At 42.0% G+C, this 7,211-nt stretch carries 7 protein-coding genes; 2 read left to right on the forward strand and 5 right to left on the reverse strand.

From position 1 onward, the window contains the following. Window positions 1-54: 54 nt before the first annotated feature. Window positions 55-1,326 carry an APC family permease gene (locus tag AYJ08_RS01160; protein ID WP_064016254.1) on the reverse strand — a complete coding sequence of 424 codons (1,272 nt, stop codon included), beginning with the start codon at window positions 1,324-1,326 and terminating at the stop codon, window positions 55-57. Window positions 1,327-1,432: 106 nt separating this feature from the next. Here AYJ08_RS01160 and AYJ08_RS01165 point away from each other — a divergent pair, with 106 nt between their 5' ends. Continuing rightward, window positions 1,433-2,314 (forward strand): LysR family transcriptional regulator, encoded by an 882-nt coding sequence (locus tag AYJ08_RS01165; protein WP_082890828.1) that lies wholly within the window; start codon window positions 1,433-1,435, stop codon window positions 2,312-2,314. Between the two features lie 89 nt (window positions 2,315-2,403). On the opposite strand, the gene AYJ08_RS01170 is transcribed toward AYJ08_RS01165, so the two are convergent. From AYJ08_RS01170 to AYJ08_RS01180, 3 genes are all read right to left on the reverse strand, one after another. Continuing rightward, a complete protein-coding gene (locus AYJ08_RS01170) occupies window positions 2,404-2,637 on the reverse strand; it encodes a hypothetical protein (protein WP_003345881.1) in 234 nt (77 codons plus the stop codon). 112 nt (window positions 2,638-2,749) lie between these two features. Further along, window positions 2,750-3,604, reverse strand: coding sequence for a M15 family metallopeptidase (locus AYJ08_RS01175; protein WP_064016256.1), 855 nt, complete (start codon window positions 3,602-3,604; stop codon window positions 2,750-2,752). 279 nt (window positions 3,605-3,883) lie between these two features. Further along, window positions 3,884-5,149 (reverse strand): Glu/Leu/Phe/Val family dehydrogenase, encoded by a 1,266-nt coding sequence (locus AYJ08_RS01180; protein ID WP_064016257.1) that lies wholly within the window; start codon window positions 5,147-5,149, stop codon window positions 3,884-3,886. A 308-nt stretch (window positions 5,150-5,457) separates the two neighbouring features. Here AYJ08_RS01180 and AYJ08_RS01185 point away from each other — a divergent pair, with 308 nt between their 5' ends. Beyond that, window positions 5,458-5,796, forward strand: coding sequence for a histidine triad nucleotide-binding protein (locus AYJ08_RS01185; protein WP_003336269.1), 339 nt, complete (start codon window positions 5,458-5,460; stop codon window positions 5,794-5,796). 101 nt (window positions 5,797-5,897) lie between these two features. Here the strand turns inward: AYJ08_RS01185 and AYJ08_RS01190 are convergent, their stop codons facing one another. Next, complete coding sequence (locus tag AYJ08_RS01190; protein WP_064016258.1) at window positions 5,898-7,160, reverse strand: MFS transporter; 1,263 nt, start codon at window positions 7,158-7,160, stop codon at window positions 5,898-5,900. Between the last annotated feature and the right edge of the window lie 51 nt (window positions 7,161-7,211).

Genomic DNA, 7,211 nt, shown 5'->3' on the forward strand with positions numbered 1-7,211 from the left:
GCATTCGTGGGTCTTTTTGCTGAGAAAAAGAATCCTTAGGCATCTGACGATTTTTTATGCAGATTTGCCCTGCTTTTTATCAAAGATAAGCACTAATAGAAAAATACATATAGGATACAAGCCACCCCAACCCAGAAAAGGATATAAGCACAGGGTGACCACTAGAGAAATCCATGCAGAGACATGTCCCATCTTGTTGCCACGCAAAAGCTTGATCCCCGCAAGACACCCGCCTAGATATGTAGCCATAAAGGTAGCATTTGGTATCTGAATTAGCTTCTCTAGTGAGATCGATCCACTTGCGAGTAACAGTAGCGTTAGTACAAAACCACCACTAAGAAAAAGCAGTCCTCCTAACGGAGCTTGTGGGCGTGAATGCAAGGTACCCATCCAGGCAGGAGCACTTTTTTCCTTAGCTAACGCAAAAGCTATTCGGGCGGCTGCATTTACATAAGCATTGGCAGTAGCTAGACAAATAAACAGAGCGGTAATCGCAACTGCCCAGCCCCCCACTTGACCAAAAGTTAACTGAACCATCGTGCTGAGTGAAGCTTTGTTACTTGTACCATAGCTAGAGGTGGCGATCGTCATGATCGCTACGCCTACATACAGCAGAGCTATTAGAGCGGAGCTAATCATGACCCCCTTCATGGCATTTTTCTTTGGATCAATAAATTCTTCTGATAGGTGAGTTACTGCTTCCCACCCAATAAAACACCAGAACAATAAGCTAGCCGATTGAAAAATAGAAAGCCAGCCATGAGGAACAAATGGTGTGAAGGCCTCAATCTTAGCGTGTGGTACAGCAGAAGCAATGGCTAATACTAACATGGCCAGAATAAAGGAAATCACAATTGTCTGTAAACGTCCTGTCACCTGCATCCCCAAAAAGCTCATGCCCACAACAACAGCAATTATTAGGCCTGCCATTAGATATACACGGCTATGCTCCCAGCCTAGCAATGTGGTTACATAGGTAGCACCGGTTACTGCCAAAATTGGTGCGCCAATGGGAACTGACAATAAGAAGAACCAACCAACTAAATTGCCAAAGCGATGACCATAAACGAGTCTGACAAAATGAGAAACGCCCCCGGCGCTAGGATATATGGCTGATAAGAGTCCCATCGTAATCGCCATCGGTATCATGACCAATGACATCGTTATCCAAGATATTAAAGACGCGGGCCCAGCCAATTCAGCAGCTATTCCAGGAATTAGCAGGATTCCTGATCCAAGCACTGCTCCAATGTATAAAGCCACAATTTGAGGTAAGGTCAACGTCTTCTTTAAGGTTTGAGCTGTAAGACTTTGCGTTGTCATCATTAGTCCCCCTGAAATTAGTTGACCTCACTTTACCATATACTTTTCTATCGGTGTTATCTATAATATTTGATAAATTCAATCGATAATTTTGATGGGAAGGGAAAATATGGACATCTATTATCTTCGTACCTTTCGCGAAGTGGCCAGACAGCAAAGCTTTACACGAGCAGCAGAGATACTAGGCTACGCCCAATCAAGCGTCACAACTCAAATCCAGCGGCTGGAAGAAGAATTTCAAACCAGTTTATTTGAACGCTATGGTCGAAAAATTAAATTAACAGACAGTGGTGAAGAGCTCTTACATTATTCTTCACAGATTTTAGCTCTCTTAGATGAGGTGAAAGAAAATTTATCCGAGCAAACCCAGTTAACTGGCATGCTAACTATTGGTACAGTCGAGTCATTAGCGGCATTTTATTTGCCTCCTCATCTACAAGCCCTTCGTCGGATGCATCCACGTCTAAAGCTGTTTCTACAGCCAGGGATTTGCCGTGATCTGGTTCAGGGTATTAAAAATGGCACTTATGATATTGCAATCATCATGGACAGACAGCATAATGATCCCGATTTGATCTGTCATGTCTTAACAGAAGAACAGCTTGTCCTAATCGGCAATCCCCATCATCCCTTAGCCTCCCGAGAACAAATCAGCGTTCATGATCTTGAAGGTGAAACCATGATAGTGACCGAAGAGGGCTGTAGCTACCGAGATATGTTAGAAAGAGTAATTCAGCAGAACGGAGTCAAAACGGAGCTATCCTACGAATTCGGCAGCTTAGAAGCTATCAAGCAATGTGTTTCGTATGGTTTAGGGGTCTCGATATTGCCAAAGCTTGCAGTGATTGAGGAAGTAAAGCAAGGAAAGCTCAGCATCCTTCCCTTTACCCATCCAGATATCCGAGTATTTCGTCAAATTGTATATCATCGTAAAAAACGTATTTCTAAAGCCTTCCAGTGTTTTTTAGATTTATTGGAGGGTAACCGATAATCCTTTTGATTACATCTTTCAGGCTTTCGATAAAAAAGGCGAGTGTGCCATCTCTGTGCACACTCGCCTTTTTTGACTTAGAATACAAATCACCTTTTATCGGATTGAATGTTTCCACGAGTAGACTTTTTCATGGAAGCATTTTTTGGTTTTCTTATCTTTTTTTGTATGTTTGATTGTGTTTTCTCAGGTGTTTGTATGGTCACAACTTCTTTGCTTTTGGTTTGCATACTGCTTGTCATTTCTTCTGCCCAAACCGGACTTATGGACAGCATGCTCGCTGTTAAAAAGCTAGCCGTGAGCGATTGTAACTTCATATTCATGTAACTCACTCCTTACATAGGGGGGCACTCCCCTATCTAGTAAGACGAGTAACAATCCAAAAGGGTCACATTTTTACCGCGGAAACTTAAAAAAATATTTTCATTGATGAGTTTATGCTGTTGGAGTATTTGAATATTCTTCAAGTGTTATACCTTTATCGTGAATCTCACCTGCTGCTTCTTTCCCAACATAACGCAGATGCCATGGCTCATATTGATAGCCTGTGATGGCTTCTTTCCCTTTTGGATAGCGAATAATAAATCCATATTCGTGCGCATGATCAGCTAACCAGACGGCCTCAGGAGTACCCTCAAAACAGTCCTCTGCCGCACATTTTCCTGTGCTTCCGGAAACATCAATGGCAAGTCCCGTTTCATGTTCGCTGTGACCTGGTTCTGCACTGTACTTCTTAGCCGCTTCTTCCCCATCCTTTTTCACATAACGATTAAATAGGGTTGTTTGAGTTGAATGCGAACGATATGCGGATACTCCCGCCAGCATGATGCCTTCCTGCTTCGCACCAGCAAACATTTGCTGAAGCGCATCTGCTGCTTCCTTACGCATCATACGCTTTTCAATTTTTTCTTTAAACAAAAAAGGAACATCCGGATAGACAAGATCTTGAGGTTTATAGCTATCAGGTAGCTTATACTGTTTATTAACTAGTACCTGTATACTCTCTGGAGACACTGCTTGTGCTTTGTTTCCTGACTTTTCTATTGTGCCTTCCGACGAGGCTGAAGTATTTCCTGAGGATACCCCTGCAGTCTCATCTCCGGTGCTTTCCTTCTGATCTGTCAATGGCTCAGTTGGCTGACTTGGCTGCGTTCCCTTAGTCTCAGCCGTTTGCGCATTTTCTGAGCCTGTAGATGGTGTTTTATTCGGTGTTCCCTGACACCCAGCAACCAAAGAAGCAGATAGTGCAACGAGTATTGCTGTAGCTGAAATAGTACGTACACTTTTCATAAATTCCTTTTATCCTCCTCTTTCCAATCACAAGGCTTTTCCAACTGCTTCATGAGGAAAAAATTTTGTACAACGTAAGTGACGATCCTGATAAGGAAAGGGTTTCCTTATTGCATAAAAAAGGCGACTAAATAAAACACGCTGACCAACCTGATCAACATACTATAGAAGCACCTACAGGAACGTGGGGGAACAGCAAAACCCGCCGGGTATAGTTTCCGGCGGGGAATAACATATCATACAGATATCATAAGAAAAATCGCTTGAGTTAGCAAGAAATTATATCCAGCCTCTCGCTTTCATTCCTTCTGTGATGCGAAGTAAAGAGATCATAAAAGCGGCAGTTCTTCTGTCTGTTTGATATTGTTTAGCAATCTGACCTACTTCCTGATAAGAACGCACCATTACATCCTTTAACTTATCATTTACTTCTGTTTCAGACCAGTAAAAATTCATGAGGTTTTGCACCCATTCAAAGTAAGAAACCGTCACTCCGCCTGCGTTTGCTAAAATATCCGGAATGACCAGAATCCCTTTTTGCTGCAAGACCTCATCTGCTGCTGGTGTTGTTGGGCCATTAGCGGCTTCTGCAATAATTTTTGCTTTTATCTGATCTACATTAGCTGTTGTAATCACATTTTCCAATGCAGCAGGAATTAAGATATCCACTTCTACTTCTAGCAGTTCATCATGGGCAATAAGACTAGCTCCGGCTACACTTCCTAGGGACCCTGCTTCCTTGGCTGCAATAACATCAGGTATATGCAATCCTGCTTTTGCATAAATCGCTGTTTTTGAATCACTCACAGCCACTACCTTCGCCCCTATTTCATGCAAAAGTCTAGCGGCGATTTGTCCAGCATTCCCAAAGCCTTGAATTGCTACTGTGGCATCCTTAGGGGACATGCCCTTTTCATGTAAAGCTTCTAGGATCGTATACACACAGCCACGCGCTGTTGCCTCATTTCTACCCTTTGACCCGCCGAGAACAAGAGGCTTCCCGGTAATAACCCCCGGGGTAACAGCTCCTTTTAGACGGCTATAAGTATCCATCATCCAGCCCATTACCTGCGCGTTCGTGTAAACATCAGGGGCAGGAATATCCTTTTCAGGTCCAACTACATCGTGAATAGCCTCCATAAATCCTCTGCTGACACGCTCTAATTCTCCCTGACTCATCGTACGCGGATCACAGATGACTCCGCCTTTACCACCACCATACGGCAAATGGACAACACCGCATTTAAAAGACATCCACATAGACAGAGCCTTAACTTCATCAAGAGTTACTTGTGGATGGAAGCGAATTCCTCCCTTAGTCGGACCAATGGCATCATTATGTTGCGAACGATACCCATCAAATACACGAACAGTTCCATCATCCATCTTCACTGGAAAAGATACAATGACAACACGTTTGGGCTTTTTCAAAATCTCTACCGCTGCTCGAGGAAGATCAAGCAATTTCGCAGCATTCTCAATTTGCTTTTGAACAATTTCGTACGGATTTAAGTTTTCCGTCATCTTTGTCGCCTGTTGTGCCATGGTTTCCCCCACTCTCTTTCTCTACTATGATAAAGGATTTCTAACATTGTAAAGGAATATTACAAAAAATGAAATATAAAATGCCCTATGTTTTTGATTTTACTGATAATTTTCGCACTCTTGTAACAAGTTCCCTCTCTACTTAGTATGTATGATTTTGCTAATTGTATTCATAATAAGTTGGATTTTTGCCTCTTTTTGCGGTTTCCCAGAAAATAATGCACTGAATTAGGAAGTAAACTAGTAAATTCACTGGAATTTTACTACAATAAGAGGAAGAATATTAAACTTTGAGAGGAGAATTTTAGATGGATTGCTTATTTTGTAAAATTATTCAAGGTGAAATCCCTTCCAAAAAAGTATACGAGGATGATGATGTCTACGCGTTTCACGATATTAACCCCATCGCACCTGTACATATCCTAGTCATCCCTAAAAAACATATTTCCTCTGTTATGGGCGTGGATGAATCAGATAAAGAACGAATTGGTAGTCTCCATTTGGCAATTCAAAAAGTAGCAAAAGAAGCTGGTTTGGAAGAAAACGGATTCCGCGTGGTGACAAATATCGGAAAGCATGGACAACAAACGGTCTTCCACTTGCATTACCACATTATCGGCGGCAGACAATTAGAATGGAATATGTAAGCTAATCCTTTGCATATAAATAAAAAAACACACAAACCAGTAAATCAAGCTGACTTGTGTGTTTTCTTTATTCAACTATCTAAAAAACGATGCATATCCTACTATTCCGGCTGTGGTTCAGAGGCTGGCTGAGACGTATTCTCTGTATGCTCCGGCTTTTGTAGCTTAAGTTTAAACAGCGGAATCACCGCACAGACCCCGATAATAAAAAATAATCCTGCTATCTGGTAGCTTCCCTGTAACGTAAAGGTTTCTTTTACAACACCAGATACGCTCATCATCACGACCATCATTCCGGAAAATAACGGGCTAAGCACGCCATTGACCCGCCCAACAAATTCTTCTTCCGCAGACATTAGGATCAATGTATTGACCCCAATGTGAATACAGGGGAAAAACAATCCATTAATAAATTGAAAAGCAAGGGCCAGCATAAAATTTTGTGAAAAACTAATGCCAATTACCGAAATTGCACTGCTAATCATTCCGATAGCTAATAGCTTCTGAGCAGAGATTTTTTTAGAGATCGCCATAACTAATCCCCCGCCTACCAGCATAGCCGCGCCATTGGTCATCAAAAACCATTGGAGGTTCTCTTTAGGCAATCCTAGCTGCTCCACTACAATAAATACACCCAAAGGCTGTAATAGCCCCACTGCTAAGCCTGCCATAATAAAGCATAAGCTGAGCGTCCGTAATACATTTTTTGACCAAACGTAACGGAATCCGTCAGTCATCTCTTTTAAAATACCAGTGGTAGCATCAATCTTCTTCGGCTTCAGATCAGCTGGTAATCTATAAAGCACCGCTGCTGAGACTAAAAAGGCAAGTCCAGTCAGGGCGATCGAAACGTCGATGCCGAAGCTCTGAAATACCATGGTACCAATAGCTGGTCCAACAATCATAAAGATTGCCATCAGTGTTTGAAACATCGCCATTCCTGCTTGCAACTGTTCTGCTGGAACATGCTGTTTAAATAGCTTCATTGCCGATGGTTGCGAAAATTGAGACAGGATAGCAGAAAACAGCGTAACAAAGAATATTGCTTTCCAAGACCCAAACATGAGAGTCAATAGAACACCAAAAACAGAAGCGGCACTTAAAATATCACACCACACCATTGTTCTTTTTGGTCTCCAACGGTCAGCAAACGTCCCGCCTATAAATGAGAAAATAAAGATTGGAGCAAATTCGGCTACAGAAATCATGGAGACCGCATAAGGATCATTATGGGTAACTTCCATAACATACAAAAGGATAGCAAAATTTCGCACCCAGGTACCTAGCTGTAAAAATACACCTGACAACAGAATAACGCGTATAAATGGATTTGATAAAATATGCGGTTTTTTTACGGTTTCCACCTGATTCCCCCCTTTAAATACATACTTCCTAGTAGAAGCATTCCTATATCC

It is taken from the genome of Brevibacillus sp. SKDU10 (assembly GCF_001645205.1).
GTDB lineage: Bacteria > Bacillota > Bacilli > Brevibacillales > Brevibacillaceae > Brevibacillus_B > Brevibacillus_B halotolerans.